At 64.6% G+C, this 26,489-nt stretch carries 24 protein-coding genes; 7 read left to right on the top strand and 17 right to left on the bottom strand.

Annotated elements, in window-relative coordinates:
- The first annotated feature begins 9 nt into the window (after positions 1-9).
- A complete protein-coding gene (locus AC0L2H_RS06500; RefSeq protein ID WP_473589427.1) occupies positions 10-3,735 on the top strand; it encodes a DUF7929 domain-containing protein in 3,726 nt (1,241 codons plus the stop codon).
- Positions 3,736-3,892: 157 nt separating this feature from the next.
- On the top strand, positions 3,893-4,573 hold the full coding sequence (rpe, locus tag AC0L2H_RS06495) for a ribulose-phosphate 3-epimerase (RefSeq protein ID WP_473589426.1): 681 nt from the start codon (positions 3,893-3,895) through the stop codon (positions 4,571-4,573).
- A 25-nt stretch (positions 4,574-4,598) separates the two neighbouring features.
- Here rpe and AC0L2H_RS06490 read toward each other — a convergent pair whose 3' ends face one another.
- From AC0L2H_RS06490 to AC0L2H_RS06480, 3 genes are read right to left on the bottom strand one after another with little or no spacing between them, the layout of a single operon-like run.
- Positions 4,599-5,972: an amidohydrolase family protein gene (locus AC0L2H_RS06490; RefSeq protein WP_473589425.1), complete on the bottom strand. Its 1,374-nt coding sequence runs from the start codon at positions 5,970-5,972 to the stop codon at positions 4,599-4,601.
- On the bottom strand, positions 5,972-6,838 hold the full coding sequence (locus AC0L2H_RS06485; RefSeq protein WP_473589424.1) for a dioxygenase family protein: 867 nt from the start codon (positions 6,836-6,838) through the stop codon (positions 5,972-5,974). Before AC0L2H_RS06485 ends, AC0L2H_RS06490 begins: the two co-directional genes overlap by 1 nt.
- Positions 6,839-6,885: 47 nt before the next feature.
- Positions 6,886-7,758: a fumarylacetoacetate hydrolase family protein gene (locus AC0L2H_RS06480; protein ID WP_473589423.1), complete on the bottom strand. Its 873-nt coding sequence runs from the start codon at positions 7,756-7,758 to the stop codon at positions 6,886-6,888.
- A 142-nt stretch (positions 7,759-7,900) separates the two neighbouring features.
- Between AC0L2H_RS06480 and AC0L2H_RS06475 the strand changes: the two genes are divergently transcribed.
- From AC0L2H_RS06475 to AC0L2H_RS06465, 3 genes are all read left to right on the top strand, one after another.
- Complete coding sequence (locus tag AC0L2H_RS06475; protein WP_473589422.1) at positions 7,901-8,203, top strand: YciI family protein; 303 nt, start codon at positions 7,901-7,903, stop codon at positions 8,201-8,203.
- A gap of 38 nt (positions 8,204-8,241) precedes the next feature.
- A complete protein-coding gene (locus AC0L2H_RS06470; protein ID WP_473589421.1) occupies positions 8,242-9,240 on the top strand; it encodes a Gfo/Idh/MocA family protein in 999 nt (332 codons plus the stop codon).
- Between the two features lie 105 nt (positions 9,241-9,345).
- Complete coding sequence (locus AC0L2H_RS06465; protein ID WP_473589420.1) at positions 9,346-10,119, top strand: GntR family transcriptional regulator; 774 nt, start codon at positions 9,346-9,348, stop codon at positions 10,117-10,119.
- A gap of 23 nt (positions 10,120-10,142) precedes the next feature.
- Here the strand turns inward: AC0L2H_RS06465 and AC0L2H_RS06460 are convergent, their stop codons facing one another.
- Positions 10,143-10,913 (bottom strand): SDR family NAD(P)-dependent oxidoreductase, encoded by a 771-nt coding sequence (locus AC0L2H_RS06460; protein ID WP_473589419.1) that lies wholly within the window; start codon positions 10,911-10,913, stop codon positions 10,143-10,145.
- 143 nt (positions 10,914-11,056) lie between these two features.
- Between AC0L2H_RS06460 and AC0L2H_RS06455 the strand changes: the two genes are divergently transcribed.
- Together AC0L2H_RS06455 and AC0L2H_RS06450 are read left to right on the top strand one after the other, a co-directional pair.
- Positions 11,057-12,421 carry a malonyl-CoA decarboxylase gene (locus tag AC0L2H_RS06455; RefSeq protein WP_473589418.1) on the top strand — a complete coding sequence of 455 codons (1,365 nt, stop codon included), beginning with the start codon at positions 11,057-11,059 and terminating at the stop codon, positions 12,419-12,421.
- A gap of 122 nt (positions 12,422-12,543) precedes the next feature.
- Entirely contained in the window at positions 12,544-14,070 is a 1,527-nt protein-coding gene (locus tag AC0L2H_RS06450; protein ID WP_473589417.1) for a malonate--CoA ligase, read from the top strand.
- An 11-nt stretch (positions 14,071-14,081) separates the two neighbouring features.
- On the opposite strand, the gene AC0L2H_RS06445 is transcribed toward AC0L2H_RS06450, so the two are convergent.
- The 13 genes from AC0L2H_RS06445 to AC0L2H_RS06385 form a co-directional block, all read right to left on the bottom strand.
- The gene (locus tag AC0L2H_RS06445; protein ID WP_473589416.1) at positions 14,082-15,200 is read right to left on the bottom strand and encodes an NADH:flavin oxidoreductase/NADH oxidase; all 1,119 of its coding nucleotides are present in this window, start codon (positions 15,198-15,200) and stop codon (positions 14,082-14,084) included.
- A 178-nt stretch (positions 15,201-15,378) separates the two neighbouring features.
- Positions 15,379-15,774: a cupin domain-containing protein gene (locus AC0L2H_RS06440; protein WP_473589415.1), complete on the bottom strand. Its 396-nt coding sequence runs from the start codon at positions 15,772-15,774 to the stop codon at positions 15,379-15,381.
- A 29-nt stretch (positions 15,775-15,803) separates the two neighbouring features.
- On the bottom strand, positions 15,804-16,523 hold the full coding sequence (locus AC0L2H_RS06435) for an SDR family NAD(P)-dependent oxidoreductase (protein ID WP_473589414.1): 720 nt from the start codon (positions 16,521-16,523) through the stop codon (positions 15,804-15,806).
- A gap of 39 nt (positions 16,524-16,562) precedes the next feature.
- A complete protein-coding gene (locus AC0L2H_RS06430; RefSeq protein WP_473589413.1) occupies positions 16,563-16,862 on the bottom strand; it encodes a putative quinol monooxygenase in 300 nt (99 codons plus the stop codon).
- A 17-nt stretch (positions 16,863-16,879) separates the two neighbouring features.
- Entirely contained in the window at positions 16,880-17,857 is a 978-nt protein-coding gene (locus tag AC0L2H_RS06425; protein ID WP_473589412.1) for a zinc-dependent alcohol dehydrogenase, read from the bottom strand.
- A 19-nt stretch (positions 17,858-17,876) separates the two neighbouring features.
- A complete protein-coding gene (locus AC0L2H_RS06420; protein WP_473589411.1) occupies positions 17,877-18,893 on the bottom strand; it encodes a Gfo/Idh/MocA family protein in 1,017 nt (338 codons plus the stop codon).
- Positions 18,894-18,941: 48 nt separating this feature from the next.
- The gene (locus AC0L2H_RS06415; RefSeq protein ID WP_473589410.1) at positions 18,942-19,721 is read right to left on the bottom strand and encodes an SDR family NAD(P)-dependent oxidoreductase; all 780 of its coding nucleotides are present in this window, start codon (positions 19,719-19,721) and stop codon (positions 18,942-18,944) included.
- Between the two features lie 56 nt (positions 19,722-19,777).
- Positions 19,778-20,845 (bottom strand): 2,3-butanediol dehydrogenase, encoded by a 1,068-nt coding sequence (locus AC0L2H_RS06410; RefSeq protein ID WP_473589409.1) that lies wholly within the window; start codon positions 20,843-20,845, stop codon positions 19,778-19,780.
- A gap of 22 nt (positions 20,846-20,867) precedes the next feature.
- On the bottom strand, positions 20,868-21,635 hold the full coding sequence (locus tag AC0L2H_RS06405; protein WP_473589408.1) for an SDR family NAD(P)-dependent oxidoreductase: 768 nt from the start codon (positions 21,633-21,635) through the stop codon (positions 20,868-20,870).
- A gap of 57 nt (positions 21,636-21,692) precedes the next feature.
- A complete protein-coding gene (locus AC0L2H_RS06400) occupies positions 21,693-22,661 on the bottom strand; it encodes an ABC transporter permease (RefSeq protein ID WP_473589407.1) in 969 nt (322 codons plus the stop codon).
- Positions 22,661-23,623 (bottom strand): ABC transporter permease, encoded by a 963-nt coding sequence (locus AC0L2H_RS06395; RefSeq protein ID WP_473589406.1) that lies wholly within the window; start codon positions 23,621-23,623, stop codon positions 22,661-22,663. The genes AC0L2H_RS06400 and AC0L2H_RS06395 overlap by 1 nt, the downstream gene beginning before the upstream one ends.
- Positions 23,620-25,140, bottom strand: coding sequence for a sugar ABC transporter ATP-binding protein (locus tag AC0L2H_RS06390; protein WP_473589405.1), 1,521 nt, complete (start codon positions 25,138-25,140; stop codon positions 23,620-23,622). Before AC0L2H_RS06390 ends, AC0L2H_RS06395 begins: the two co-directional genes overlap by 4 nt.
- 68 nt (positions 25,141-25,208) lie before the next feature.
- Positions 25,209-26,363, bottom strand: coding sequence for an ABC transporter substrate-binding protein (locus tag AC0L2H_RS06385; RefSeq protein ID WP_097574645.1), 1,155 nt, complete (start codon positions 26,361-26,363; stop codon positions 25,209-25,211).
- Positions 26,364-26,489 lie beyond the last annotated feature (126 nt).

The following is a 26,489-nucleotide window of genomic DNA, read 5'->3' as shown; positions in this document are numbered from 1 at the left end:
GAGGGGAAGATGAACATTCTTGCCCTGTCCCCACTCGCGACGAACACTCAAAAAGCCGTCATGGAGACGATCATGAAACCCCTGTCATATGCCAGGCGCGGCGCGCGCTGGCTGATGGCGGCCGGTATCGCGGTCGCCATGCTCACCCCGGCGCCCGGCTTCGCCGAGGACCTTGCGCCGGCCGAGATTGCACCAGTCAGCACTGCCCAGGCCGACATCGACAAGCCGCAGCCGATCGATCCCGATTCGATCGTGATTGCCGGCCCGGAACCGAAGCTCGAACTCGACAATCCGCGTGTCGTCAATCCAGAACGCGGGCGGATCGTGCCCTTCTTCACCAAGAAGGGCGGCCAGAGAAGCTGCGATTATGTATTCTATACGCTGAGTTTCGGTCTGCGCGGCAATGCGCAAGCTTTTGCCAATCCGGCATTTGCGGCCGCGCTGAAAAAGGCGAAGCTCGACTTCAAGGACCAGCTTCCGCATGGCTTGAAGATCGTCAACGTGAATGTCTCCGGCGACGGCACCGACGCCGTCGGCGGAGCGTTGCCCGCCGCCACGATCAGCAGCTCGGCCAATCCCGACGATACGGCTGAAGTTTCCGATTTCCGGATCTCCGCCAGCGATCTCGATGGTATCGGCGCCGCGAACGAACGTGTCATCACCTTCCAGATCACCGCCAGGATCGACCATGCGGTGTTCCCTGCGCCGGCCGTGGTCGACAACCAGGGCATGATCAAAGTGACCGTCGGACCGGGCAGCGGGACCACCATCCCGTCGCAGGATCCGGGCAAGCCGGACGACGGCAATTTCCTGACCGGCGAAAAGACCTCGATCAGGATCGACGTCACCAAGTGCGACCCGCCGCCGCCACCTCCCGGCAAGGAATGCTTCAAGGTCGAACGCGGCACGGTCGATTGCGTGCCCGGTGGCGGCGCTTTCATCTACCACATGCCGGTCGGCCAGGAGATGGGCGGCAAGTGGGTGCAGGTTTCGACGACGACGCCCGGCATCACCATCATTCCCAACACGCAAAAGGTGCCGGCCGGCGGCGGCGTGCTCGACTGGAAGATCGTCGGCGCCTCGCCTGGAGACGTCATCCACTTGATCGTCACCGGCATCGAAACCTATGCCGGTCCGAAGGAAGGTTGGGGCCTGTGCTGCACGCAGACGATCGACATCGTCATCCCGCGTGACCTCAGGTGCCCGAAGGACAAGGAGCCCGATCTCAAGGTCGAAAAACGCGCCGATGTGACGCGTTGCACGATGGCCGGCGGCTGCGACTTCACCATCCGGGTCATCAATGTCGGCGACGGCCCCTATAACGGCAAGATCGTCCTCGACGAGGTGACGCTGCCGGCCGGCTCGACGCTGGATTCAGGGCCCAATCCGCCCTGGGTCTGCGTGCCCGGCGTAACTCCGATGATTTGCACCCGTCCGGTGACCACGCTCAATCCGGGCGCCTCCGTCGACCTCAAGCTCGGCTTCAAGCCGGCCGGCGGCTGGCAAGGCGGGGCGTTGCGCAACTGCGCCAGCTACAATTATGGGGCGAGCGGCAAGCCGCTGTTCGGCAGCCAGCAGAACGATCGCGGCTGCGCCTCGATCCCGATCTGCCGGCGCGGCGACCGCGACTGCCGCCCGCCGGTGGAGAAGAAGGTCGATCTCATCCTGAAGAAGCGCGCCCGCACCGAATTCTGCTCGGCCGATGGGGTCTGCACCTTCGTGATCGACGTCATCAACAATGGCAGCGTCCCCCATAACGGGCCGCTGACGGTCATCGACACCTATCCCGGCGGCGCGCCGGCGTCCTCGACCTTCGGCCCGGCCCCGCCCTGGACCTGCGGACCCAACGGCCCCGGCCAGTTCCGCTGCGACAATGCCGGCATCGTGCTGATGCCGGGCGCCTCGACGCCGATCTTCGTCAAGGCGGTGCTGCCGGCCGGCTACCGGCCGGACACGGTCGAGAACTGCGCCGAGGTCAAGGCCATTCCCGGTGAGAACGACCTCACCAACAACAGGGCCTGCGCCAAGGAACGCATCCGTCGTCCCAATGGCGGTCAGCCGGCGCTTCGCATCACCAAGGTGTGCAATGGCGCGCTGGCGGGTGCCGTGGCGGTTTCCTGCCGTATAACCGTCACCAGCGTCGGCACTGTCGCCCCCACCGGTCCGGTGCGGGTCAACGATGCCGCGACGCTGGTGGCCGGCGGCGCACCCGTCCAGATCCAGACCGTCGCCCCCGACGGCGCGGAATGGGCGTGCGGACCGGTTCCAGCCAACACGCTATCGTGCCAGATTCCCGGCGCCGTCATGACGCCCGGAACCAGCCGCCACTTCGACGTGACGGTTGTCGGCAATGGCGAGTTCGAGAACTGTGCGCGCGGCTCCTACGGCCCGGCGCCAGGCGACGACATCGTCTATCCAATCGGCCGGGCCTGCGCCAAGGGCGGCGGCGCCTCGACCATCCGTGTCGAGAAGACCGGCGACGCCGAGTGCCGGCCCGGCCAGCCCTGCACGTTCGAGATCACCATCACCAACGAAGGGGCGAACCCATTCTCCGGTCCGGTCCGCATCGGCGATGCGATCGGCATCGAAGGCCTCGGCCGGCTGGAAGGCGTCGCGATCACCTCGATCGAACCGCCCTTTGGCTGCTCGCCGGAACCGGCGACCTTGCCCGCGTCCTGCATCGCCAACCTGACGCTTGGCGCCGGGGAAAGCCACGTTCACAACGTGACCGTGGTGCTTCCCGACGACGGCCGCCTGGCCAATCTGCAAGGCACGGTCAATGGCCAGAACTGCGTCGGCGTGCTCTCTCCCGACACGCGCGTGCTAGGCGGCGGCGATGCACTGTCCGGCAATCAGGCCAATGTGCAGGGCGATCGCGGCAAGGCCTACGCCTGCCATCCCTTCACCGTCAGCAATGAGGTGGAGAAGGAATGCTCGGCGGGCTTCGTCATGAACGACGCCGGCCGGTGCGTCTGTCCGCAAGGCACGAGATTCCGCAACGGCCAGTGCTCGTCGGGTGGCGGCACGGTCATCATACCGAAGCCGAAGGACCCGCAGCGCTGCGTGCTGCTCAAGGGACAGATCCGCACCGAGGACGGGCGTTGCATCTGCCCGCGCGGAACCGAGTTGGACAACGGCAGATGCGTGTCGACCGACCAGCCGCCCGTCCGGCAGTGCAAGTTGCTGCCTGGCCAGATCCGGACCCAGGACGGCGATTGCATCTGCCCCAGAGGAACGGAGCTGAGAGGCGACACATGCCGGCCGATCCGCAAGAAACCACCCGTCGAGGAACAGTGCAAGCTGCTGCGCGGCCAGATCCGCACCCAGAGCGGCGACTGCATCTGCCCGCGCGGGACGGAGCTGCGAGGCAGGGCTTGTGTGCCGATCCGCAAGAAGCCCGAAGTGGAACAGTGCACCATCCGCGGCCAGGTCCACAACAAGCGCGGCGCCTGCGTCTGCCCGAGGGGCACCGAGGTGATCAGAGGCGCATGCCGCCGGGTTCAGGTGGAATGCGCGCCCGGCAGCCAGGTGATCAACGGCATATGCCAGCCGATCATCAAGCGGCGCTGCCCGGTCGGGACAGTCGGACGCTATCCGGACTGCACCCCGGTTCGCAGGAGGCCGGGCGTGGAGATCGATCCGAATCTCCTGAACCCGAACATCCTGCAGCAGCTTGTGCCGAGGCAGAAGCAACGGATTCCCCTGAAGCAGGATCCGGCGCGCATATTGAACTGACGATCCGTACCCCGCCGGAGCGATCCGGCGGGGCTGGTTGTCGACATTTGAAGTCATCGCGGCGGGGACAAACCGGCTTCCCCTTTTCCAGATCATGGTCTAGCAAGTCGATCCAGACGAAGCGCCCGCAAGCGGGGGCGCCTGGAAAGGCCGCATTATGAGCAGAAAGACCCTGATAGCGCCATCGGTGCTGGCGTCGGATTTCTCCAGGCTCGGCGACGAGGTCGAGGCGGTGGCGGCGGCCGGAGCCGACTGGATCCATCTCGACGTCATGGACGGGCATTTCGTGCCCAACATCACCTTCGGCCCGCCGGTGATCAAGGCGATCCGCAACCGCACCAAGGCGTTTTTCGACTGCCATCTGATGATCGCGCCGGCCGATCCCTATCTGGCCGCCTTCGCCGACGCCGGCTGCGACGGCATGACGGTGCATGCCGAAGCCGGGCCGCACCTCGACCGTTCTCTGCAGACGATCAGGAATCTCGGCAAGAAGGCCGGCGTGTCGCTCAATCCGGCGACGCCGGAAAGTGCTGTCGAATATGTGCTCGACCGGCTCGATTTGATCCTGATCATGACCGTCAATCCGGGCTTCGGCGGTCAGGCTTTCATTCCGGCCATCGTCGACAAGGTGAAGCGGGTGAAGGCGTTGATCGGCAACCGGCCGATCCGCATCGAGATCGACGGCGGCATCTCGCCTGAAACAGCGCCCCTGGTCACCGCCGCCGGCGCCAGCGTGCTGGTCGCCGGTGCGGCTATCTTCAAGGGCGACGGCGTCGAAGCCTATCGGACGAACATCGAAGCGATCAGGACGGCGGCGGACAAGGCGGCCATCGGCTAGAGGGGCAGCCGGCGGCCGCTGCGCCTCAGCCATTCATCTGCGTCGGGATACCGAGCTGCGACACGATACGCCTGCCCGAGGCTTCGAGGTCGCGTTTCACCCGCTCTGTATCGTTCCACAGCAGCTTTCCGTCGCGCTTCCTGAATTGGCCTGCGATCATCACGGTTTCCACATTGCCGACATTGGACTGCATGATGACGGTCGAATAGGGATCGTGAACCGGCCACATGTTCCAGTCCGTGGCGCGCAAAATGGTGATGTCGGCCTGCTTGCCCGGCGTCAGCGAGCCGATCCGGTCGTCCAGCCCGAGCATCCTTGCGCCTTCCAGGGTGATCCAGCGCAACGCATCCCTTGTCCTGACCGTGCAGGCTTCGGGGATCGCACCGGTGGTCCGGCGCGACAGCTCATTGTCCAGCGCGCGTTGGCAGGCCAGCGCCATGCGCGCCACCGTGAACATGTCGGTGGAAACCAGCGATTCGATGTCGACGCCGAAGGACGGCTGCCCGCCTGCCGCCAGCACCCGGCCGGTGATGGGAAAGCCGTGGCCTTGCGTCATCTCGTTCTCCGGCGTCACCGTGAAGGAGACGCCGGCGTCGACGAAGCGCCTGATCTGCTCATCGCTCAGATTGTTGCCATGCACGATGTTGATGCCGGGTCCGACCAGTCCCTCGGACTCCAGCGTCTCCCAGCCGCCCGGCGTCCTGGCCTCGCCGCCGCCCTGATGCATCGAGGCGACCATGCCGAACTCACGCGCCAGCCGGAAATCGGCGCGGGCGACATCCATCGTCGAGTAATGCGGCCCGAGGATAGCCAGGCCGAGCGTCACCAGCTGGTCGCGGCCGGCAAAGCGGCCGCGCAGCAGGCGCTCGATCTCGTGGCGCGGATGCGGCACTTCGGAAAAATGCGGCTGGCCGGGTTTCGGATCGGGCTTCGGCGATCCGTGCAGGAAGACCGAGCGGATGCCGCTCTCGAACAGCGCCTCGACCGCCGCATCCGTATGGTCCGATGTCGGATTGTTGTGACACCAGTCGCCGAGCGTGGTCGCCCCGGCATTGATCTGGCCGATCGCACCGGCGAGCGTGGCGATGTAGATGTCCTCGGGCCGGAAGGCTGTCGCCAAGCCGCGGTGCACCCAGCGGAAATATTCGAGCAGCGTCATGTTGGAGGTGAGGCCGCGCAGCCCGGTCTGCCACGTATGCATATGGGCGTTGACGATACCGGGAATGACGATGCGCCCGCGCCCGTCGATCACCTCGGCCTGATCCGCCTGCAAGTTCTGCCCGACGGCGGCGATCCGGTTGCCGACGACCAGCACGTCGCCGTCGAGGAAATCGCCGACCCTGTCGTCCATCGACAGCACGATGGCGTTGCGGATCAGGGTGCGCGGCTCTTGCGCCATCAGGCATTGCCCTGCAGCGGCACCAGCGTGAAATCGAAATCGAGCCGCTTGTCCGGCCGCCGTTCGAGGCCGGGAGGGCCGGCGTCGCTGGCGCGCATGGCGTCCAGCTTTCTCACCAATGGTTCGCGCACGCCGAAGACGGCGTCATTGTCGACGAACTTGTCATGGGTGAAGAAGATTTCGGTGACGATCGGCTTGTGGCACTCAGCCTTGACGATGAAGTGGAAATGCGACGGCCGCCACGGCGATCGGCCCGCCGCCGCCACAACGGCGCCGACCGGACCGTCCATCGGGATCGTATAGGGCGCCGGCTCGACGGTGGTGAAGGCATAGCGGCCCTCGGCATCACATTCTTGCTTGCAGCGCAAATTGTCGTCGTCCTGCGCTGCGTCCTGCGTGGCATATTCGCCTTTCGCATCGGTCTGCCACATGTCGACGATCGCCCCGGGGATGGGCTTTCCGGCCGTGTCCCGCACAACGCCGGTAACCAGCAAGGTCGTGCCTTCATTGTCCTTGACCAGATCGGCGCCGAAGGGAACCGTCGGGCTGTCGTCCGAATAGAAGGGGCCAAGCACGCTGCCGATCGTGGCGCCCGGCGTTGCGTTCAAGAGATCGACCAGCGAGGTCACGCCCATGACGTCGGACAAAAGCGCGAATTCATTGCGCTTGTCGTCGCTGATCTGGCCCGCCCGCCACAGGAAATCGACCGTCGCCAGCCATTCCTCATGCCTCAGGCCGACCTCGCGGACGAAGGCATGGACATGGTGGGTGAGCCGATCCAGCAGGTGACGCAAGCGCGGGTCGGGCGCGTTGTTCCAGGCCTGCTGCACGGCCTCGGTGATGTTGTCGGCGGTGATGTCGCGCATGGTGCCGTCTCCTCCCGTGCCGGCCTGTCATTTCCCTTACCCGCTTGTCACTTGGCGGTGGAACGCGGTTCTTCGGCCGCGATGCTGTTGCGCAGGATGCCGATGCCTTCGATCTCGACCTCGACCACATCGCCGGGGCCCATCCAGAGCGGCGGCGTGCGCGCATAGCCGACGCCTTGCGGCGTGCCCATCGCGATCATATCGCCGGGTTCAAGCGTCATGAACTCGGAAATGATCGAGACCGCCATGGCAACCGAAACCATCATATCGGCGGTGCTCGCATTCTGCACCGTCTCGCCGTTCAGCCGGCAGGCGATGCTGAGGCCGGAAGCGCCGGCGGGAAGCTCGTCCGCTGTCACGATGACCGGACCGACCGCACCCGTCCTGTCGAAATTCTTGCCGGGCGTCCATTGATGCGTCTTGCGTTGATAATCGCGGATCGAGGCATCATTGAAGCATGTGTAGCCGAAGACATGACCCAACGCATCGGCCTTCGGGATGTAGCGTCCGGCCCGCCCGACGATCACCATCAGCTCGGCCTCGAAATCGAGTTTTTCCGAGACGTGCGGCGCGATGATCGCCTCGCCCGCCGGCAGCAGCGATGTTGCCGTGCGCAGGAAGATCGCCGGATAGTCCGGCACCGCGTAGCCGCCTTCCTGCGCATGCGCGCGGTAGTTCAGGCCAAGGCAGACGATCTTGCCTGACGGCTCAAAAGGCAGCGCCAAAGGCGTCGTCGCCAGCTTCTGCCAGGCGGCGGGCGGCAGGACCTCAACCTGTTGGGCTATCGCGGCGAGCCCGTCCTTACCCCAGTTGATGAGCTCGAGCAGGTCGGGGCTCGACGAGCCGAGCACGGCGATGTCGGTCCCGCGCACGACGCCCAGCCGCCGCTCGCCATCCTCGATGCAAACCGCAAAACGCATGAAATCCCTCCTGTGATCTCCTCTGTTAAAATCGCTAATTTTGCTGATGTCAATATATTATCGATTTTATTGCAAAGCGCGGCGTATTTCCCTATGGTCGGGACGCCAGACCGATTCAGGCCCACACAGGAGAAAAATGCCCATGCTTTTCGCCATCCATGCCCTTGACGGAGACAATGGCCCAGAGGGTAGAAGCCTCCAACGCCGGCTGGCCAGCCAGGATGCGCACAAGGCGCATCTGACGACGGCTGCAACCTATGGCGTCACCCTCATTATGTCCGGACCGCTGGTGGAAGACGACGGCGCCACGATGAAGGGCAGCCTGTTGATCGTCGACGCCGAAGGGCGCGGCGCAGTCGAGGCGTTCAACGGTGCCGATCCCTACAACAAGGCCGACGTCTGGGGCAGCGTGACGATCACCGGCTTTCAGAAGCGCCAGGGCTGACGAAAACCCGGAAGTCGATCGAACAACGGAGGACAGGGATGCGTGTCGCGGTCGCGGGCCTTGGCTGGTGGGGCAAGCAGATCATCTCTTGCCTCGACAAGAGTGCGCATTTCCAGGTGCTCTACGGTGTCGATCCGGCGCCGCCGGAAGGTGCGCTCGATTTCCTTGGCCAGCATGGCGTCGGCCATGCCGCCGATCTGGCAACGGTGCTTGCCGACGATGCCGTCGAAGGCGTCATCCTCGCCACGCCGCACCAGTTGCACGAGGGGCAATGCCTGGCGGTGATTGCCGCCGGCAAGGAATTGTTCTGCGAAAAGCCGCTCACTATGACCGCTGCAGGTGCTGCCCGTGTCATCGAGGCCTGCCGCAAAGCCGGCAAGATCCTCGGCATCGGCCATGAGCGCCGCTACGAGGCCTGCTTCGAGCAGGTCCAGAAACTGCTCGACGACGGCACGCTGGGCAAGCCGCTGCTGTTCGAGGCCAATATCAGCCATGATCTGTTCCGCGACATCGACCGTTCGAACTGGCGGCTGGACCCGAGGCACGCGCCGGCCGGCATGATGACGGCGACGGGCATTCACCGGACCGATCTCTGCGTCGCCTTCTTCGGCGCTGCCGCCGAAGTCCGCGCGCAGACGTCGAGCCTGATCTTCGAGCCGCCCGCCACCGATTTCGTGACCGCGTCGCTGACCTTCAAATCCGGCGCGCGCGGAACGATCAGCCTCCTGTCCTGCACGCCCTATTACGGACGCGTCACGGTGTTCGGCGACAAGGGCTGGATCGAGGTTGTCAGCGAAGGCAATGTCGACCAAGGCAAGCCGACCATCGTCACCGTCTGCACCGGCACAAGAGAGCCGCGTCAGGTGACGGTCCATCATCCGGCCGACACGGTCACCGCGAATTTCGAGGCCTGGGCTGCTGCCCTCGCTGGCGAGAAGCCTTATCGCTTCACCCCTGCCCAGCTTCTCGACAACATCAAGCTGTTCGAGGCCATCGTCACCTCGGCGAGCCAGGACGGCGCGGTCGTTCGCCTTTGAGGAGCACGATCTTGCCCTTGAGGGCCGCAAGCCCGACATTGTAGGATAGGCGAGGAGCCGACCATGGCGGATACGGGCAACACTACGCAGGCAACAGGAGCCGCATTGACGTACGCAACGGCCGATCTGAATGACGAGGGCGCGTTGCCCAAAAGCACGCTTGCCAGCACCGTCTATCATCAGCTTCGCGACGACTTGCTGCACGGCGTGCTTGAAACCGAAAGCAAGCTGCGCGTCGAATGGGTGGTTTCTAGATACGGCGCTGGCGCTTCGCCCGTTCGCGAAGCGCTTAACCGGCTTGCCTCGGAAGGCCTGCTCGGCCGCCACGACCAGCGCGGCTTCTTCATCATGCCGCTCAGCGCGGCCGAACTGGAGGAACTGACGCGCACCCGCTGCTGGCTGGAAGAGCGGGCGCTGCGCGAAGCCATCGCCAACCGCACGCATGAGTGGGAGGAACAGCTCGTACTGGCGCTGCACCGCCTGTCGCGCACGCCGCGCCGTTTGCCTGAGGATCCCCTGGCGATCAGCTCAGATGCGACCAATCCCGCCCCAACCAATCCAGATTGGGAGAAGCTGCATCGCGCCTTCCACCGCGCGCTGATTTCGGCCTGCAGGTCGCGCTGGCTGGTGGGGTTCTGCGACCAGCTTGCCGACCAGGCCTATCGCTATCGCCAGATGGCGCGCGGCGGCGCCGGCGTCCAGCGCGACGAACTCGGCGAGCATCGCCTGATCGCCGAACGTGCCCTCGACGGTAATGCCGACGGCGCGGTCCAGGCCTTGCTCGACCATTACCGCCTGACGACGGCATTGTGCATGGAGCGCTTCAGCCAGAGCGAGGACCCCAAGGCGGCCTCGGGCAAGGCGCGCCGGCGGCTGTAGCGGCGACCTTGGGTGCGATGCTTTTAGCCTGCGGTGCTGCCGCCATCGACGAACAGGATATGGCCGGTGACGAAGTCGGAAGCCCTGGCCGCCAGGAAGATCGCGGCGCCGACAAATTCCTCCGGCTCGGCGGGGCGGTTGAACGGGATGCGCGACATGAAGAGATCGCGCACTTCCGGTGTCTTGAGGATGAAATCGGCAAGAGGTGTCTTGATGACCGACGGTGCGATGCAATTGACGTTGATGCGATGCTGCGCCCATTCCGTCGCCAGTTGACGCGTCAAAAGATGCACGGCGCCCTTGCTGGTGCCGTAGCTGACATAGCCGAGCGGATGACCGACAAGGCCGCGCACCGAGCCGATGGTGATGATCTTGCCGCCCTGGCCGCGCGCGATCATGCCGCGCGCCACTGCCTGTGCCGGCAGGAACGTGCCTTTGACGTTGATCGCCAAGATGCGATCGAATTCCTCAGGCTCCAGATCGACCGCGGCGGTGCGCCTGGCAAAGCCGGCCGCCGTCATCAAAATGTCGATCTTGCCGAGCGCCGCCTCGGCCTTGGCGACTGCGTCGGCAACGCTTGCCGCATCGGTGACGTCGCAGGGCGCCCCGATCACCGTGCCCATGGCCTCCAGCCCCTTCACTGCGGCGTCGACCTTGTCGGCGTCGACATCGGAAATGACAACCGAGGCGCCGGAGGCGAGGTAGGCTTCGGCGACCGCGACGCCGAGCCCGCCTCCGCCACCGGTGATGAAGGCGACCTTGCCGGCCAGCGTGAATTGCCCTGCGACGTCCATGAAAATTCATCCTTCCGCGAGAAAACCTTCGGGTCATTTTTAGCGATTTTTATTGCCACGTCAAAGTTATATCGATATTTTCCGGGGACACTTCGCGTGTTCCCGAGCCTGCCTGCGCGGCTCCAATTCAGTGGTCAGGATTGATGGACCGCAGCCCCTTCTTCGCCGATCTCCTGAACACCATCGCCGATCGCGGCCGGATGATGCTGAACCTCGTTCGCGGCGACGAGCCGGTCTCGGCCGACAGCCTGGCGCGTCTGTGCACGCGTCTGCTTTCCAGCCAGGGCGAGGCCTCGGGCGTCGCCTATGCCCGCGAAATACTCGAGCGCTGGCGCGCCCTCGATGCCGACGGCAGGCTGGCCTTCCTGCACGTGCTGCGCGATCGTTTCGGCACCGACCATGGCAGGCTTGCCGATGCGGTGGATGCCTATCGCGACGCGCCCGACGATCGCACGGCGCTCGCTTTGCACGACGCCGCCGAGCCGGCCAGGCAGGAGCTGCTGCGCCGCCTGAACCTTTCGCCCGGCGGCATCGAGACGCTGGTGCGCATGCGCGAGGATCTGCTCGCCCGGCTGACAACATCGCCCGACCTTGCCATCGTCGATGCCGACTTCACGCATCTTCTGTCGTCATGGTTCAATCGCGGCTTCCTGGTGCTGCGACGGATCGACTGGTCGACGCCGGCCAACATCCTGGAAAAGATCATCCGCTACGAGGCGGTGCATGCCATCCACACCTGGGACGATCTGCGCCGCCGCATCGAGCCCGACGACCGGCTCTGCTATGCGTTCTTCCACCCGCAGCTCGGCGACGAACCGCTGATTTTCGTCGAAGTCGCGCTTACCCGCGCCATGCCCTTGACCATCGCCGAGTTGCTTGCCGACGAACGGCCACCGGTGCAGCCGCGGCTGGCGACGACGGCGGTGTTCTATTCCATCTCCAACTGCCAGGAGGGCCTGCGCGGCATCTCCTTCGGCAATTTCCTGATCAAGCAGGTGGTCGAGGATCTGCGCCGCGATCTTCCAGGACTGACCGATTTCGTCACGCTGTCGCCGGTGCCGGGTTTTGCCCGCTGGCTGGCCGAACAGACCGATCCATCCGCCGCCGAGGCGCTGAACCTCGTCGCCAACGAAAGTTGGCACGCGGACCCTGCGCTGCGCGAGCGCGCGGGCCAGCACTTGCTCCCTCTGGCGGCGCAGTACTTCCTCGAAGCCCGCACCACCTCCGGCAAGGTGATCGATCCGGTCGCGCGGTTCCATCTCGGCAATGGCGCGCGGCTGGAGCGCATCAACTTCCTCGGCGATCTGTCGCCGCGCGCCTTGCGGCAGGCGCATGGCCTGATGGTCAACTACAGCTACAGGCTCGACGACATCGAGAAGAATCACGAGCTGTTTGCCGCCAAGAACGATGTGGCGGCCGCGCCCACCGTGCGCCGCCTGCTGCCGAAGACCGTGGCGAGGTCGGCGACGCCGCAGCTTTTGCCGCCTGGCCGATCCGCCCAACCCTAGAGCCGGATGATTTCAGGTCAAATCGACCTAAAATCTGAATCCGGCTCTAAATCAAAGTGATAGAGCATGATGTTTTCCGAAAACCGCTTCACACTTTTCGGCATCATGCTCTGGAGGAATACATGAGCAATCATTTGTTCGACGCGTTTCGCGCGGCGATGCCCGCCCCCGGGCGACTCCTGATGGAGACGGATGACGGGCGCTCGCTGACCTATGGCGACATGCTGGCGCGGTCGGCGCAACTGGCGCATGCGCTGCTGCAACTGGGCGTCGAGCCGGGCAATCGCGTCGCCGTCCAGGTCGAGAAGAGCTCTGAGGCGGTTCTGCTCTATCTCGCTTGCCTGCGCGCCGGTGCCGTCTTCCTGCCGCTCAACACCGCCTATACGCTGACCGAGCTCGGCTATTTCTTCGGCGATGCCGAACCGCGCCTGGTCGTCTGCGATCCCCGCAGCGCGACCGACCTCGAACCGTTGGCGCAGGCATCGGGCGCTACGACCGTGACGCTCGGCCGCAACGGTGAAGGCTCGCTGATTGACCAGGCCTCGCGGCAGTCCGAGGATTTCCATGATGTGGCGCGCGGACCGGACGATCTGGCGGCGATCCTCTACACGTCGGGCACGACCGGCCGCTCGAAAGGCGCCATGCTCAGCCATGAAAACCTTGCCTCCAACGCACGGGTGCTGGTCGAGCACTGGCGCTTCACCTCCGACGACGTGCTGATCCACGCGCTGCCCATCTTCCACACGCATGGCCTGTTCGTCGCCACCAATGTCATCCTGATGGCCGGCGCCTCGATGCTGTTCGAAACCAAATTCGATCCGGCCCGCATTGTTTCCCTGCTGCCCCGCGCCACGGCGCTGATGGGCGTGCCGACCTTCTATGTGCGCCTGTTGCAGCAGGACGGCTTGAATGGCCAGGCGGCAAAGAACATCCGCCTGTTCGTATCCGGATCGGCGCCGCTGCTTGCCGAGACGCACAAGGCCTGGCGCGAGCGCACCGGCCATTCGATCCTCGAGCGCTACGGCATGACCGAGACCAACATGAACACGTCGAACCCCTATGAGGGCGAACGCCGCGCCGGCACGGTCGGCTTTCCCTTGCCTGGCGTGGCACTGCGTATCGCCGATCCAGACGGTGGCGGCACCCTTGCCCAGGGCGAGGTCGGCATGATCGAGGTGAAGGGCCCCAACGTCTTTTCCGGCTATTGGCGGATGCCGGAAAAGACCAAAGCCGAGTTCCGCGACGACGGTTTCTTCATCACCGGCGATCTCGGCCTGATCGACGCCGACGGCTATGTCCACATCGTCGGGCGGGGAAAAGACCTGATCATCTCCGGCGGCTACAACATCTATCCGAAAGAGGTCGAGAGCGAGATCGACGCGCTTGCCGGCGTCAGCGAAAGCGCCGTCATCGGCGTTGCCCATCCGGATTTCGGCGAAGGCGTCACCGCGGTCGTGGTGCGGGCGCCGGCGTCGACCATCGCTGCTGCCGATATCGTCGGCGCCATCGCCGGGCGGATCGCCAAATACAAGCACCCGAAGCAGGTGATCTTCGTCGACGAACTGCCGCGCAACACGATGGGCAAGGTGCAGAAGAATGTTCTGCGCGAGACCTACAAGGACCTCTACGCCTCTCAGAAAGCCGGCTAACGGCGTGGAGCTCAGGCGGCCGGCTTCTGCCGGTTCGGGAACACGGAGGGCCGCGCGTTGGGATGAGCCGGCATGGCGCGCGGCGCATAGGGCGCCTCGGCGCCCAGCTCCTCTGCCGCATGCCAGGCCCAGCGCGGATCCCACATGGCGCCGCGCGCCATGCAGATGAAGTCGGCCTTGCCGCTGGCGATGATCTCCTCGGCCTGCCGCACACCGGTGATCAGCCCGATCGCCATCGTCGGAATATGAGCTTCACGCCGCACCGCTTCGGCGAAAGGCACCTGATAGCCGGGGGACAGCGGTATCTTCTGGCGCGGATCAAGCGCTGCGCTCGAGGCGTCGATATAGTCGCAGCCGAGCGCCTTCAATTCCCTGGCCAGCACGATCGTATCGGTGATCGTCCAGCCGCCATCCACCCAGTCGGTGGCGGAAACGCGCACGCCCATCGGCTTGTCCTGCGGCCATGCCGCCCGCGCTGCCGCGAAGGTCTCCAGCACCAGCCGCATGCGGTTTTCGAGGCTGCCGCCATAGGCGTCGGTGCGCACGTTGGACAGCGGCGACAGGAACTGGTGCATGAGGTAGCCGTGGCCGGCATGCAGTTCGATCAGGTCGTAGCCGATGCGTTCGGCACGGCCGACCGCGGCGACGTAGTCCGCCTTGAGCTCCGCGATGTCGTCCAGCATCATCGCCCGCGGCACATGCCAGCCCTGGTCATAGGCGAGCGCCGAAGGCGCCACCGTCTGCCAGGCGCCTTGCTCTTCGCTCAGCGGCTTGCCGCCGAGCGCCGGCGGCAGGGTCGATCCCTTGCGGCCGGCATGGCCAAGCTGGATGCCATGCTTGGCAACGCCATACTGCCGGCAGAAATCGATGATCCGCTGCAGAGCCCGCTCATTGTCGTCGGTGCACAGGGTCGCGCATTTCAGCGTGATCCGGCCAGTCATGCTGACATGGGTGGACTCGGTCATCACCAGCCCGCCGGAGCCGCCCATCGAGAACTGGCCAAGCTGCAATATGTGCCAGTCGGTGGCCGAGCCCTCGACCGAATTATACTGGCACATCGGCGACACGACGATGCGGTTCGGCAAGGTCAGCGCTCTGAGCGAGATCGGCGAAAACAGAGCACTGCTCATTCCAAATCTTCCTCCCTGCGCCGCTCGCATACCGGATCATGCCAAAGCCGAACGGGCGAGGCATGCGCAATGATTCTCAATATGAACCTCGGGTCAGGCCCAGAAAAAAAGGCCCGCTACTTGCGTAGCGGAGCCAGGTCCTGGGAGGAATTTGCAAGTAGAGAACGGGGGGCGCCTGTCAGCCGGGCAGCTCGGCCTTTTCGGCTTCGCTGCCGGCGCCGCCCGGCGGCAGGAAACTCGCGGCGAAGGCCAGGGCGCGCAGCGGCTCGTCGCCGACGGGCGCGATCGTGTGCACGGCATTAGGTGGAATGTGGATCAGGTCGCCGGGCGCGACCTCGCGTTTTTCGGCGCCGATCTGCATCAGCGCGCGGCCCTTCAGCACATAGTAGAATTCATGCGTGTTGTGCCGGTGCGGCTCCAGATGCGAACCGGCCGCGATCTCGAACTCCGAGACATATTCGAGATAGGAGCCTTCGGTCTCGGCGCGCATAGCTTCCTTCGGCACCATGAAATAGGTGCGGCATGTACCGCCATGTTCGATGGTCGGTTCGATCCTTGCATTGGTCACGTTCATCTTAATCCTCCGCTACTGAACGCAGCGCCTCACTGCGCCAGGTAACCGCCGTCGATCACCAACTCGCTGCCGGTGATGAACGATGAATCGTCGCTCGCCAGGAACAGGCAGCCATTCGCCACTTCGCGCGGCGTTCCCATCCGGCCCATCGGCGTCTGCGCGATGATGCCGGCGTTCATATCGTCCGGCTGGGCTTCGACCAGCGGCGTGCGGATAAGTCCGGGATGCACCGAATTGACCCGGATGTTTTCGGGCGCGTAGGTCACAGCGGCATTCTTTGTCATGTTGCGCACGCCGCCCTTGGCGGCGTTGTAGGCGGCAGCGCCCGCGACCCCGACGCTGCCCCAGATCGACGAGAAGTTGACGATCGAACCTTTGCCGGCCTTGCGCATGGCTGGCAGCACCGCCTTGATGCCGAGAAAACTGCCGGTGAGGTTGACGGCAACGACCGCGTTCCAGGCGTCGAGATCGGTCTCCATGAGTTGCTCATAGGCGCGCACGATGCCGGCATTGTTGACCAGAATGTCGAGCTTGCCGTGCCGGGCGAGGATCGTCTCGACCGCCTTTTCCCAATCGTCCGGCCTGGAAACGTCCAGCGTCAGCGCCTCGATGCCGTTGGCCGGCTTCACCGGCTTGACGTCGCCGGCATAAACAATGGCGCCTTCCTCGGCGAACAGCTCGGCGACCGCGCGGCCGATGCCCTGCGCCGCACCGCTGATCAGCGCTATCTTTCCATCAAGCTTTGCCATGACGGCGCCTCCCAGAATCTATTCGCCGATCATCGTCATCTATTTGCTGATCATCGTCATCAGCCGGATCTGCGGTGGCACCGCGAACAGCTCGCCGGCGCGGCGCGCGAACTCGTGCAGGCTCGGCGTTTCCATGTGCTTGTCCCATTCCGCCCGGTTCTTCCAGTTCTCATAGAAGGTGAACTCGGCCGGCCTGTCGTCGTCCTGGTGCAGGTCGTAGTCGATGCAGCCAGGCTCCGCCCGCGTCGCGTCGATCAGCGACAGCAGGAATTTCTTCGTCTCTTCGATCTTGTGCGGCCGGGCGACGAGATGCGCGACGACGGTCAATTGCTTGGACATGATTTTCTCCCCTTGGTTCAGGCCGTCAGCGTGACCTTGATGCACTGGCTGGCATCCTTGCCGAGCTCGAAAGCGGCAACCGCCTCGTCGAGACCGAATGTGTGGGTCTGGATCGGCGTCAGGTCGATGCCGGTCCGCTCCAGGAAGCGGATCGCCGCTGGCCACACGCCCGGCGAACCGATGCAGCCCTTCACCGTCAGGTTCTTGATCTGGATCTTGCCGAGCTCGACCGGAATCTTGCGGCCGATATTGATGCCGACCATCGACACTCTGCCGTCCTCGCGGGCGAATTCGAAAGTGTTGGCAAGCGAGGCGTCGTGGCCGGACGCCTCCACCACAAGATCGGCGCCCTTGCCGCCCGTCAGTTCCATGACCTGCGCTACGGCGTCCTGTGCCGGATCGACGGCCTCAGTCGCCCCCAGTCGCAGCGCCACTTCGCGGCGGCGGGCGATCGGGTCGACGACGATGACGCGCGCGCCCATGCCGATCGCAGCGGCCGCCGAGACCAGGCCGATCGTGCCGCCGCCCGAAATCACCACGGTCTCGCTGGCATTAGTGCCGCCCGAGCGCAGTACCGCGTAGAAGCCGCAGGTGAACGGCTCGATCAGCGAGGCGCGCTTGTCGTCGATGCCTTCGGGCAATTTGTGCAACCAGTCCGGATTGACCGAGAAATACTCACGGTCGGCGCCATCCATCGAGAAGCCGAAATGGTGCAGCCGCTCCGGCGTGCGCACCACGCATTCGCCGACGACCCGGTCGCCGACGCTCCAGCCCTTGACCCCGCGGCCGACCTCGATGATCTCGCCGCACCATTCGTGGCCGGGCGTCACCGGATAGGAGATCGGGATGATATAGCGTCCGGCCAGGAGCTCGTAATCCGAATGACAGATGCCGACGGTCCTGGTCTTGATCAGGACCTCGCCATCGCCGACGCCGGGCATCGGCCTGTCGACGATCACGGGCTTGTCGGGGGTTTCAAAGACCAGCGCTCGCATTTCGATATCTCCGTCTCGTTCAGCCGACCGTTTCGACCATTCCGGTCGCCGCCGACTTGATGATGCTTTCGAGGATGGCGATGTTGTTGATCATGTCCTCGCCGGTGATCGGATAGGCCTGGCGGCCGCGTACCGCCGCGGCGAAAGCCACCAGATTGTCGCGTACCGGTTCGGCCGGGCCGACCTCTTCCACTTCGATGGGCGTGCCGGTCGCGGCGCTGGTGACCACCCAGCCCGCCGGCGCCTCGACATGCGCCTTGTCGCGAACCTCGATCCAGCCCTTGGTGCCGAACACAGCAAAGCGCGAGACGAAGGGCGTGGCCAGCGTCGCCGAGACATAGGCCGTGCCGCCGCCATGGAAGCGGATATGCGCGCTCAGCGTGTCGCCTTGCGGGATCTGCGATGCGAGGTTCTCGCAGGCGACGCGGACATCGCGCGCCGGCCCGAGCAGCTTCGCCGACAGGTCGGTCAGATGGATGCCGGTCGCGGTCATGCCCGCCGCCGGCGCCTGGCTGGCGTTCAGCCGCCAGTTCGACGGATCGAGGCCGAGAAATTTGTCGTGGCTGAAATTCGCCTCGACCTGCAGGATGCGGCCGAGGCGGCCATCGGCGGCCGCCGCCAGCATGCCGGCGATCGGTGGCTCGAAGCGCCGCTCATGCCCCATGCCGAGAACGAGCCCCGCCTCCCTGCACAGCGCCACCGCCTTTTCCGCACCGGCCTTGGTCATCGCCAGCGGTTTTTCGCAAAAGACATGCTTGCCCGCCGCCACCGCCTCCTCGATCTGCTGTTCGTGCAGCGAATGCGGCGTCGCCAGGATGACGGCCTCGATGTCGGGGTTCCCCAGGGCGTCGGTATAATTCCCGATCAGCTTCAGGCCATGCTCGGCGCAGAATTCCTCGGCGCCGGGCACGGGTTCCACGGCGCAGACCACGTCGAGATGCGCCCCGGCGCCCTCCAGGACCGCCACCATCTTGCGGCCCCACCAGCCGAGGCCGACCATTGCTACCCTCACGGGCGTGTCCTGCGCTGCAGTCATTCTCGGTTCCGATTTCTGATGCTGTTCCTGCGGAATGCCTTGCCGGTCTTATGAAGCCGAGTAGCCGGCATCGGTCATCAGCACATGGCCGGTGATGCCGCTTGCCGCGTCCGAAGCCAGGAAGGCGACGGACGCCGCGATTTCGGCCGGCTGCAGCAGCCGCTTCATCGGCGTGTCGTTGATCCAGGTCGCCATCACGTCGGGCTGCGCGGCGCCGACCTTCTTCAGCATTTCGGTTTCGGTGTAGCCCGGCCCGACCGCATTGACGCGGACATTGTAGGGCGCCCATTCGACGCCGACGACACGGCAGAGATGGGCGACGCCGGCCTTGGAGACGTCATAGCCGGCATGCAGTTCCGGCCGCACCGCCTTGATGCCGGCGATCGAGGAAATGCACACGACGCTGCCGCGCTTGCGCTCGACCATGCGCTTGCCGAAGGAGCGCACGCAAAAAAAGATGCCGTCGAGGTTGATCGACATGCAGCGCCGCCAGTCCTCGTCGGAATGATCGGCGGTCGTGCTTTCGTAGGAGATGCCGGCATTGGCGACCAGTATGTCGATCGCACCGAACTCCTCGTTGAGGCGAGCCGCGGCTTTCTCGACATCGGCGCTGTTGGTGACGTCGACCTTGATGCCCTTGGTCTTGAAGCCTTTGTCCGACCATTCCCTGGCGGCGTCGATGACGCGGTCGGTAACGTCGGCAAGCACGACCGTCGCGCCGAGGCTGCCCAGCCGCTCGGTGATCGCGCTGCCAATGCCGCCGGCCGCACCGGTCACGATTGCCGTTTTTCCCTCGAGCGAATAGTTCGCGAATGCGTTGCTTGCCATTTCGATATTTCCTCCAGTCATTGCTTTTGGGTCACGGCAGCGGGGCGATCGCCCGCCTAGACGCTCACCAGGATTTTCAAATGCTTGCCGGCCTTGTCGAGCAGGGCTTCAAAACCTTTCTCCACCACGTCGTCGGCCGAGATCTTCGCGGTCACCACCTTCTCCAGCGGCAGGATGCCGGCCTCGACCATGCGGATGACGCGCGGCCACACCTGCACCGGGTAACACCAGGTCGCCTCAACCGTGATGTCCTTCAGCGCCCACAGCATCGCATCGATGCTGGCTGGCTTCATGTGCAGGCCGGTCTGCACCACCTTGCCCTGGCGGCGCACCGCCCGGGCGCAGGCGTTGAGGCTTGCTTCCAGTCCCACGCATTCAAGCGCGACGTCGACGCCGACGCCTTCCTCGGTCAAGTCGGCGATGATCTCGTCGAGATTGTCCTTGGTCGGGTCGATGGCGATGCAGCCGGGCACCAGCTCCCTGGCCTTGGCCAGGCGGTTGGGGTTCGGCTCGCTGACGAAGATCTGCGCAGCGCCCGCCGCCTTGGCCGCCAGCAGCGTCAGCGCGCCGATCGGTCCGGCGCCGGAGACCAGCACGGTCGAGCCAGACTGCACGCCGCCGCGGTCGGTCCCATAGATGGCGACGGCGGCCGGCTCGATCATCGCCGCCTGGATGTCGCTGACGCCGGCCGGCACCGGCACGACGTTGTAGTCGTTGACGATGGCGAGTTCGCTCATGCCGCCCCATTTCCAGCTCAGGCCGACACAGGCCATTTGCGGGCTGAGGTGATAGAGCCCGCGCCGGCCGAAATAGTCGTCGCGCGGCGAGATCAGCGGCTGGACCGACACGCGGTCGCCGGCCTTCACATTGGTCACCCCGGAGCCGATGTCGACGACGACGGCGCTGAATTCGTGGCCGAGGATCTGCGGGTTGGTCGCGCCGCTATAGACATGCGGGGTAACAGGCGTGACGATCGGCCCGGCGATATATTCGTGCAGGTCGGTGCCGCAGATTCCGGTGATGACCGGCTTGATCAGCACGTCATGCGCGCCGAGCCTGGCTGTCGGCTCGGCGACGTCCTCGACCCTGATGTCCCTGGCTGCGTGGAATCGGACGGCTTTCATGCTGTGGTCTCCGGAAATGCAATCACTGTGTCGTGTAGCCGCCATCGACGACGAGGCTGGCGCCGGTGACGAAACGCGCTTCCTCCGACGCGAGGAACAGCACGCAATTCGCCACATCCACCGGCTCGCCGAGGCGCAGCGGATGCTTCTCCTTCATCATGTCGAGATAGGCCTGTTTGCCCTTGGGATAGGTGTCGGCGCACTTCATGAATATCTCGGTCATGGTCGAGCCGGGATGCACCGCGTTGACGCGGATGCCGTAGGGCGCGTAGCAGATTGCGTCCGTCTTGCTCATCATCAGCGTCGCGCCCTTGGTGGCGTGGTAGGGCGGGATGTCGTCATTGCCGATGAGGCCGTAGATCGACGAGAAGTTCACGATGGCGCCGGACTTCTGCTCCATCATCGGCCGCACCGCATATTTGGTGCACAGGAACGTGCCTTTGACATTGACGTCGAAGACCTTGTCCCACTCCTCGACCGTCACCTCATGCGCGAATTTGTTGGCGCCGGTGATCGCCGCATTGTTGACGAGGATGTCGAGCCGGCCCCATTTCTTGACGACCGTGTCGACCGCTGCCTGCACCTCTTGCTCCTTGGTGATGTCCACCTTCAGGAAGATCGCCTCGGCGCCCCCATCGGAAAGCTTCTTCGCCAGCGCCTCGCCGTCAGCCTCGAGCACGTCGATGATCGCCACCTTGGCGCCTTCCTCGACGAAACGGCGAACCGTAGCACCGCCGATGCCACGGGCGCCGCCGGTGACGATGGCGACCTTGTCCTGAAGTCTGCCCATTTTTTGTTTCCTCCTGAACGATGTGTGCGAGCCGGCCGACGATTGCGCGTGCGGATGCTAGATGCGTCGCCGCACGTAGAAGGCGGCGGCCAAAACGATGACCAAGCCCTTGATGATGATCTGCAACTGCACCGGCAGCCCGAACAGCAGCACGGCGTTGAAGACGACGACCAGGATGGCGGCGCCGAACAGGCCGCCGAGGATGCCGCCCTGGCCGCCCGACAGCGATATACCGCCCATCACCGCAGCCACGATCGAATCCAGTTCGAAGCCGCGGCCCACCCAATTGTCGACGATCCCGACATAGCCGCTCAGCACCAGGCCGGCGATTGCCGCCAGCGCACCGGAAATGACATAGCCGATGATGGTGACGCGGTCGGCGTTGATGCCGAGCAGCCGCGCCGTCGTCGGGTTGCCGCCGGTGATATAGACCTCGCGGCCGAAGCGCGACTTGGCCAGCACGACGCCGAAGACGACCGCCAGCACGACAAGCAGCATCATGTTGTAGGGCACGCCATGCCAGGTCGCCGAGCCGATCAGGCGAAACAGCGGCGGCACGTTGCCCGATGGCGCGCCTTGCGTATAGGCAAACCGAAAACCCTGCAGCACGATCATCGTCGCCAGCGTGGCGAGGAAGGGCGAAACGCTGCGCTTGGTCACCAGCCAGCCATTGACGAGGCCGGTGGCGATGCCGATGCCGACGGCGATCAACAGGATCGAAAGCACGTCGGAGTTCTGGCCGGAGAACCCGGTCGCGATCACTGCGGCGGTGGCCATCACCGACGATACCGAAAGGTCGAGGCCGCGCAGGATGATGACGAAGGCCTGGCCGATGACGACGATGCCGAGCGGAGCGACCTGCAGCAGCATGTTGGAGATGTTGCTGGTCGATAGAAAGGCCGGCGAGACGATGCCCGAGACGGCGATCAGGGCGATCAGGAAGATCGGCAACGCATAGGAAGACAGCCGGCTTTTCATCGAAATCGCCGGACCCTCCGCGCCGCTTGCTTGAGAGACATCGACCATCAGACCCTCTTCTTCTTCTCGACATAGACCGACACCGCAGCGATCACGATCAGGCCCTGGGCGATGAGCTGGTAGTGCGTCGACACGTCCATGAAATTGAGGACGTTGTTCAGGAGCGAGATCAGATAGACGCCGAGCAGCGTGCCGAAGACGCCACCCTTGCCGCCGCTGAGCAGTGTGCCGCCGACGACCACCGGCGTGATCGAGGCGAGTGTGTAGTTGAGCCCGGTATAGGGCTGGCCGACGCTGAACCGGCTGGTCAGATAGATGGCAGTCAGCCCGCAGCAGAAGCCGGAAAATCCGTAGACGGTCAGCATCACCCGCGCCCGGGGCAGGCCCATCAGCCGCGCGCCGACCTCGTCGTCGCCGACGGCATAGATGTAGCGGCCGAGCCTGGCATAGCGCAGGAACAGCGCCACCAGCAGGAACAGGACCAGGATAAAGACGGCCCCAAGCGGCAGGCCGAGCACCTTGCCATAGGCGAGGAAGTTGAAGCCCGGCGGCACCGAGCCCGCCGGCCCCAGCGAATAGAGCAGGACGATGCCTTGCAGCACCGCGCTCATGCCCAGCGTGACGATCAGCGGATGGACGCGCAGCCAGATGATGAGCAGGCCGTTGCAGATGCCGATCAGCAGGCCAAGCAGAAGAATGCCGATGGCCACCGGCAGCACCATCGACACCTTGCCGGCGATCAGGCCGGAGGTCAGCGTCGACAGCAGGCTGATCATTGAGCCGACGGAAAGATCGATGCCGCCGGTCAGGATCGCCAAGGTCTGGCCGAGGCTGACCAGGGCCAGGCCGGTCGACTGTTCGAAGATGTTGAGGATGTTCGACGTGGTCCGGAACCGGTCTGAAATGAAGGCGCCGAAGATCAGCAGCATGACCAAAAGCATGGCGACGACCAGGACGCCCTGGTTCGCGCGCAGCCTTGACGACAGTCTGATGGGAGCCAGCGCGGTCATTGGGCAAGGACCTCCGCCGCTGGCGCCTTGCCGGTCGGATGCTGGGTCGCAAGGCTCATGATGGCTTCCTCGCTGATATTGGCTCCGGTCAACTCGCCGCTGATCGCGCCCTCGCGCATGACGACGACGCGGTCCGACATGCCGACCACTTCGGGCAGTTCGGAACTGATCATCAGGATGGCGATGCCTTCGCCGGCGAGGCCGCGCATGATGCGGTAGATCTCGGTCTTGGCGCCGACATCGACGCCGCGGGTCGGCTCGTCCAGGATCAGCACCTTGCGGCTGGTGCGCGCCCAGCGCGCCACGATCACCTTCTGCTGGTTACCACCCGACATCGTCGCCACGCTGGTCGCCGGACCGCGGCAGACGACCCGGTAATTGTCGATTTCCTTGCGGGCGATCTCGTTTTCCAGCCGCCGGTCGATCAAACCATTGCGGGTCACCGCCGAAAGGTTGGCGGCGCTGATATTGGCGGCGACGTCGAGGAACATCGCCAGCCCCTGTCCCTTGCGGTCTTCGGTGACGAAGCCGACGCCCTTGCTGATCGCCGTTGCCGGCGTGATCGCGTCGACCTTCTCACCGTCGATCCACACACTGCCGGACGACATCGGCAGGCCGCCGAATATGCCCATTGCCAGTTCCGTCCGGCCGGCGCCGACGAGGCCGGCCAGCGCCGTGATCTCGCCGGCCCGAACCTCTATGCCGGCATTCCTGACACGGCCCTCGACCGAGACGTTTTCCGCCTTCAGCACAATCTTGCCCGGTTCGCCTTTCGGCTTCTTCGGCGGGAAGATGTCCTTCAGGTCGCGCCCGACCATCATCGAGATCAGCCTGTTGCGGGTGACATCGCCGATGTCCTTCGTCGCGACATGCGCGCCGTCCTTGAAGACGGTGACGCGGTCGGCGATCTGGAAGATCTCCTCGAGCCGGTGCGACACATAGAGGATGGCGACGCCCTCGGCCTTGAGAGCCGCCAGCCTGGCGAACAGGAGATCGGCCTCCCGGCCGGAGATGACGGCGGTCGGCTCGTCGAGGATCAGGAGCTTGACCTTGTGGACCAGCGCCTTGGAGATTTCGACCATCTGCTGGTCCGCCACCGTCAGCTCCGAAACCAGGATCTGCGGATCGATATCGACGCCGAGCCTGCGCAAAAGGTCGGACGCGTCCTGGCGCGTGCGCGCGTGGTCGACGAAACCGAAACGATTGCGGCGCTCATGGCCGAGATAGATGTTCTCGGCCACGCTCAGATGCGGAAACAGCACGAATTCCTGATAGATGACATGGATGCCGGCGTTCTTGGCGTCGGCGGGCCTCGCCCACTGAACGGGCTTGCCTTCGAATTCCATCTGGCCGGCATCGGGCTTGTAGACGCCGGCCACGATCTTGATCGTGGTCGATTTGCCGGCGCCATTTTCGCCGACGAGCGCATGGATCTCGCCTGCGCGCACGTCGAGATTGATGCCCGACAGCGCCTGCACACCGATGAAGCTTTTTGAAATGCCCGAAAGATTCAACATTCGCTCTGTCCAATTTTGCGGGATGACCCGAGGCCACTTGCCCCGGGTCACCCTGGCGAAATCGAAGACTATTGCGGGTAGTCGACCTTGAAGGTCTTGGGATCGTAGTCCGGTCCCATGCCGCCGGTGATCAGCATGTCGGGCGCACCTTTCGGCACCACCAGGTCGGTCAGCCGCAGCGGCGTCTCGATCGACGGTGTATTGTCGCCTTCCGAGACCGCGATCTGCGAGTTGATCGTATAGATGCAAGGCACCGGCGCACCGGCCAGCACCTGCAGCGCGACATCGACCGAGATGCCACCCATCGCCGGCGGATAGCCGACTTCGAGCATCGGCACCTTGTGCTCGATCGCCATCTGCAACGGGCCGTTCACATCAGCCGTGGTGTGCGGCGGGATCTCGCCATCCTTGTAGCCGGCTTCGATGAAGGCCTCGATCGAACCCGGCGTCTGCAAGCCATGCGCCGACCAGACCGCGTTGATCTCCTTGCCGTATTTGGCGATCATCGCCTGCATCACCTGCTTGCCCTTGACCGGCGACCAGTCGGAATAGACGGTTTCGAGCACCTTGATGCCGGGATACTGCGCGAAGACCTCGCGCGCCGGCTTCTCGCGGTTTTCGGACGGGCTCGATCCTGCCTGGCCCGCCAGCATGATGACATTGCCCTTGCCGCCGAGCTTCTCGACGATCCATTGCGCGAACAGGCGGCCCATCATGGCGTCGGACGCCGTCACGAAGGTGACGAAATTATCCGAGGCGATGCGGCGGTCGACCATCACCACCGGAATCCCTGCCGCCATCGCCTGCGACACGGCCGGATCGAGCGCCTGCTGCGTGTTGGCGCTGACGATCAGGAGATCGACGCCGCGCGAGATCAAATCCTGGATGTCGGCGACCTGCTTGGCGTCGTCATGGCCGGCATCGGTTATGATCAGCTTCTTGATCTGGTCCTTGTGCTTGGCGGCGGAGGCCTCCATGGAATGCAGCATCACGACGCGCCAGGAATCGCCGAGGCCCGCGTTGGAGAAGCCGATCGTATAGGGGCCTTCCTTCTTGTACTGCGATGTGTCCTTGAAGCAGACGTCGGTGTCCGGATTGTAGAGATAGGTTCGCGGAGCGCCGTTGTAGAATTTCGCGTCCTGCGCCAGAACGGGGGCAGCCAAGGCGGCCAGACCGGCAGCGCCCACCAAAAGCATGGCAAAGCGTCTTGAGATGTTGCTCATTTAGAAGTTCCTCCACCTGCGTTTCAGCCGGGGCTGCGGCGCAGCCGACCCCGTCGCGCCCGGCGCATGGTTCCGGGGCGTTCCTGTTGCTTGGTCCGGTCGATTTGACTGGAGACGCCCTCCCTA

The organism is Mesorhizobium sp. WSM4871, assembly GCF_055811295.1.
The sequence above is the reverse complement of the archived record's forward strand: the minus strand, read 5'-3'. Positions and strand labels throughout refer to the sequence as shown.

Bases quoted from the DNA above. Each gene is read 5' to 3' on its own strand.
- AC0L2H_RS06460 (WP_473589419.1), bottom strand. From the start codon at position 10,913: ATGGACGTCGCAGGGCAATTCACGCTGGCCGGCAAGGTCGCCTTCATC.
- AC0L2H_RS06415 (WP_473589410.1), bottom strand. From the start codon at position 19,721: ATGGCAAGCAACGCATTCGCGAACTATTCGCTCGAGGGAAAAACGGCA.
- AC0L2H_RS06450 (WP_473589417.1), top strand. From the start codon at position 12,544: ATGAGCAATCATTTGTTCGACGCGTTTCGCGCGGCGATGCCCGCCCCC.
- AC0L2H_RS06440 (WP_473589415.1), bottom strand. From the start codon at position 15,774: ATGAACGTGACCAATGCAAGGATCGAACCGACCATCGAACATGGCGGT.
- AC0L2H_RS06425 (WP_473589412.1), bottom strand. From the start codon at position 17,857: ATGCGAGCGCTGGTCTTTGAAACCCCCGACAAGCCCGTGATCGTCGAC.
- AC0L2H_RS06405 (WP_473589408.1), bottom strand. From the start codon at position 21,635: ATGGGCAGACTTCAGGACAAGGTCGCCATCGTCACCGGCGGCGCCCGT.
- AC0L2H_RS06395 (WP_473589406.1), bottom strand. From the start codon at position 23,623: ATGACCGCGCTGGCTCCCATCAGACTGTCGTCAAGGCTGCGCGCGAAC.
- AC0L2H_RS06485 (WP_473589424.1), bottom strand. From the start codon at position 6,838: ATGCGCGACATCACCGCCGACAACATCACCGAGGCCGTGCAGCAGGCC.
- AC0L2H_RS06430 (WP_473589413.1), bottom strand. From the start codon at position 16,862: ATGTCCAAGCAATTGACCGTCGTCGCGCATCTCGTCGCCCGGCCGCAC.
- rpe (WP_473589426.1), top strand. From the start codon at position 3,893: ATGAGCAGAAAGACCCTGATAGCGCCATCGGTGCTGGCGTCGGATTTC.
- AC0L2H_RS06435 (WP_473589414.1), bottom strand. From the start codon at position 16,523: ATGGCAAAGCTTGATGGAAAGATAGCGCTGATCAGCGGTGCGGCGCAG.
- AC0L2H_RS06475 (WP_473589422.1), top strand. From the start codon at position 7,901: ATGCTTTTCGCCATCCATGCCCTTGACGGAGACAATGGCCCAGAGGGT.
- AC0L2H_RS06500 (WP_473589427.1), top strand. From the start codon at position 10: ATGAACATTCTTGCCCTGTCCCCACTCGCGACGAACACTCAAAAAGCC.
- AC0L2H_RS06385 (WP_097574645.1), bottom strand. From the start codon at position 26,363: ATGAGCAACATCTCAAGACGCTTTGCCATGCTTTTGGTGGGCGCTGCC.
- AC0L2H_RS06470 (WP_473589421.1), top strand. From the start codon at position 8,242: ATGCGTGTCGCGGTCGCGGGCCTTGGCTGGTGGGGCAAGCAGATCATC.
- AC0L2H_RS06420 (WP_473589411.1), bottom strand. From the start codon at position 18,893: ATGACTGCAGCGCAGGACACGCCCGTGAGGGTAGCAATGGTCGGCCTC.
- AC0L2H_RS06490 (WP_473589425.1), bottom strand. From the start codon at position 5,972: ATGGCGCAAGAGCCGCGCACCCTGATCCGCAACGCCATCGTGCTGTCG.
- AC0L2H_RS06400 (WP_473589407.1), bottom strand. From the start codon at position 22,661: ATGGTCGATGTCTCTCAAGCAAGCGGCGCGGAGGGTCCGGCGATTTCG.
- AC0L2H_RS06480 (WP_473589423.1), bottom strand. From the start codon at position 7,758: ATGCGTTTTGCGGTTTGCATCGAGGATGGCGAGCGGCGGCTGGGCGTC.
- AC0L2H_RS06390 (WP_473589405.1), bottom strand. From the start codon at position 25,140: ATGTTGAATCTTTCGGGCATTTCAAAAAGCTTCATCGGTGTGCAGGCG.
- AC0L2H_RS06410 (WP_473589409.1), bottom strand. From the start codon at position 20,845: ATGAAAGCCGTCCGATTCCACGCAGCCAGGGACATCAGGGTCGAGGAC.
- AC0L2H_RS06455 (WP_473589418.1), top strand. From the start codon at position 11,057: ATGGACCGCAGCCCCTTCTTCGCCGATCTCCTGAACACCATCGCCGAT.
- AC0L2H_RS06445 (WP_473589416.1), bottom strand. From the start codon at position 15,200: ATGAGCAGTGCTCTGTTTTCGCCGATCTCGCTCAGAGCGCTGACCTTG.